The organism is Sphingorhabdus sp. (genome assembly GCF_044374345.1).
Lineage (GTDB): Bacteria > Pseudomonadota > Alphaproteobacteria > Sphingomonadales > Sphingomonadaceae > Sphingorhabdus_B.
Window position 1 is genome coordinate 1 of the sequence record NZ_JBILOS010000157.1, and the last position, 2,645, is coordinate 2,645.

The following is a 2,645-nucleotide window of genomic DNA, read 5'->3' on the forward strand; positions in this document are numbered from 1 at the left end:
ACTCAATGTTTCATAACGGGTTGCTGTCGCGACCTTCTTCGGATCGGCGTCATATACACCATCGACCGAAGTGCCTTTGAACAAGGCATCGCACTGCATTTCGGCAGCACGTAATGCGGCACCACTGTCCGTCGTGAAGAACGGCGCACCAACGCCGGCGGCGAAAATGACGATCCGGCCTTTTTCAAGGTGACGCTCAGCGCGGCGACGAATGACGGGCTCGCACACTTTGTCCATTTCGATGGCCGACTGAACCCGTGTGGGAACGCCAAGCTGTTCAAGCGCATTCTGCATGGCCAAAGCATTCATGACCGTTGCCAGCATGCCCATATAGTCCGCCTGTGCGCGATCCATACCCTTGGCAGCACCGGCCATTCCGCGGAAGATGTTACCACCACCGATAACGAGGCACAGTTGAAGCCCGGTATCCTGGGCCGCCTTTACTTCTTCGGCCACGCGCGCGACGGTATCTGGGTCAATGCCATAGGCCTGATCCCCCATCAGCACTTCGCCCGAAAGCTTAAGCAATATACGACGATAGCCGTGCGCGCTCATAATGTCCCTCGTCCCGATACAATAATGGCGCCCAGCTATAGGAGCCGCGCGCCACATCGCCAAGGCTTTATCCCCGTCATGTGACGGGGAAGCCAAGAATATTTATCCGCCGACCGCAGCAGCGACTTCAGCTGCAAAGTCAGACACTTCCTTTTCGATGCCTTCACCAAGCTGGAAGCGGACATAGTCCTTCAACACGATTGGCTTGCCAGCTTCTTTACCAGCTGCGGCAACAACGTCGGAAATCGGTGTCTTGCCGTCCATAACGAATGGCTGGCTCAACAAAGCATTTTCCTTTGCGAACTTCTTAACAGCGCCTTCAACCATCTTTTCGACGATATCCGCAGGCTTGCCGCTTTCCGAAGCCTTTTCACGGGCAATGCCACGCTCGCGCTCAAGTGTTTCTGCGTCCAAACCGGTTTCGTCGAGCGAAAGCGGGAATGCAGCGGCGATGTGCATCGCCAGTTGCTTGCCGAGGCTGTCGAGCGTTGCAGCATCTGCTTCGCTTTCGAGCGCCACGAGAACACCGATACCACCCATGCCAGGCGCAGCAGCGTTGTGCACATATGAAACAACGCGACCATTGCTGACCGAAAGCGACTTAACGCGGCGGATAACCTGGTTTTCACCGATGGTTGCAATGTTGTTGGTCAAACGATCCTGAACGGTTTCGCCGCCGCCATAAGGCGCAGCCAAAACCGCTTCAGCGTCATTTGCGCTCAGGCTCAATGCAACATTGCTGACAGCAGCAACGAATTCTTGGAACTGTTCGTTCTTCGCAACGAAGTCCGTCTGGCTGTTGACTTCGATGGCAGTACCCTTGGTACCTTCAACGGCAACGCCAACAAGACCTTCTGCAGCCGTACGGCTCGATTTCTTGGCAGCAGTGGCAAGACCCTTGGCACGCAGCAAATCTACTGCGGCTTCGATATCGCCATTGGTTTCTTCAAGCGCCTTTTTGGCGTCCATCATGCCGGCGCCGGAAAGCTCACGCAGTTCCTTGACGGCTGAAGCTGTAATTGCAGACATATTTTGTCCTTTCGAATGAATGCGGCGGCATCCATAGCCGCCAATTTTGTCATTCCCGTGAAAGCGGGAAAATATGATCCGAAAACGATGTGTACACCGATGTTTCGGGTCATGCCCCCCGAACAGGTCGGGGGGACACAAGCTTTATTTAAGCGTCGGCAGCTGGTGCTTCTTCGGCAGCGACTTCGGCTACAGGTGCAGCTTCTTCGGCCAATGCAGGTTCAGCAGCTGGTTCAACTTCGGCACCAAGGTCAACGCCCTTGGCAACCTTAGCATTTACGTTGCCCTTGGTCGCCGCAGTGGCAACCGCGTCGCAGTACAAACGAATGGCGCGCGCTGCGTCATCATTTGCAGGAACCGGGAACGCGATACCGTCTGGCGATACGTTCGAATCGAGGATCGCGATGACAGGAATGCCAAGAACATTGGCTTCCTTGATGGCGAGCTCTTCCTTGTTGGCGTCGATGACGAACATCACGTCAGGAATGCCGCCCATGTCGCGGATACCGCCAAGGCTCATTTCAAGCTTGTCGCGCTCGCGGGTCATCTGAAGAATTTCCTTCTTCGTGAAACCGTGCGTGTCGCCCGAAAGCTGCTCTTCAAGCGTCTTGAGCTTCTTGATCGAGTTCGAAATGGTCTTCCAGTTGGTGAGCATGCCGCCCAACCAGCGGTGGTTGACGAAATGCTGACCCGATGCGCGTGCTGCATCAGCGATTGGGCCCTGTGCCTGGCGCTTTGTGCCAACGAACAGAACCTTGCCGCCCGACGAAACGCTCTGGGCAACGAAATCAAGCGCACGTGCAAACAATGGCACGGACTGCGAAAGATCGAGAATGTGGATGCCGTTGCGCGCGCCGAAGATATACGGCTTCATACGCGGGTTCCAACGGTGTGTTTGGTGGCCGAAATGGGCCCCAGCTTCAAGCAATTGCTGCATGGTTACGACAGGTGCCGCCATGGTACTTCTCCTTCCGGTTGAGCCTCTGGGAAACTAGAACGTCACTGTTGCCTAAAAGACAAAGATCAGCACCGGTATGTGCGTTTCCCATGTGGAATGAGCG

Annotated in this window: 3 protein-coding genes; all 3 read right to left on the bottom strand. The window is 55.4% G+C overall.

Features of this window, described 5'->3' with window-relative positions:
- Positions 1-555: UMP kinase (gene pyrH, locus ACIQ5B_RS10835; protein WP_397599024.1), on the bottom strand; the 555-nt coding region annotated here is incomplete at its 3' end.
- A gap of 102 nt (positions 556-657) precedes the next feature.
- Positions 658-1,584, bottom strand: a complete 927-nt coding sequence (tsf, locus tag ACIQ5B_RS10840; protein ID WP_333569496.1) for a translation elongation factor Ts — start codon at positions 1,582-1,584, stop codon at positions 658-660.
- Between the two features lie 148 nt (positions 1,585-1,732).
- A complete protein-coding gene (rpsB, locus tag ACIQ5B_RS10845) occupies positions 1,733-2,542 on the bottom strand; it encodes a 30S ribosomal protein S2 (protein WP_183940311.1) in 810 nt (269 codons plus the stop codon).
- Between the last annotated feature and the right edge of the window lie 103 nt (positions 2,543-2,645).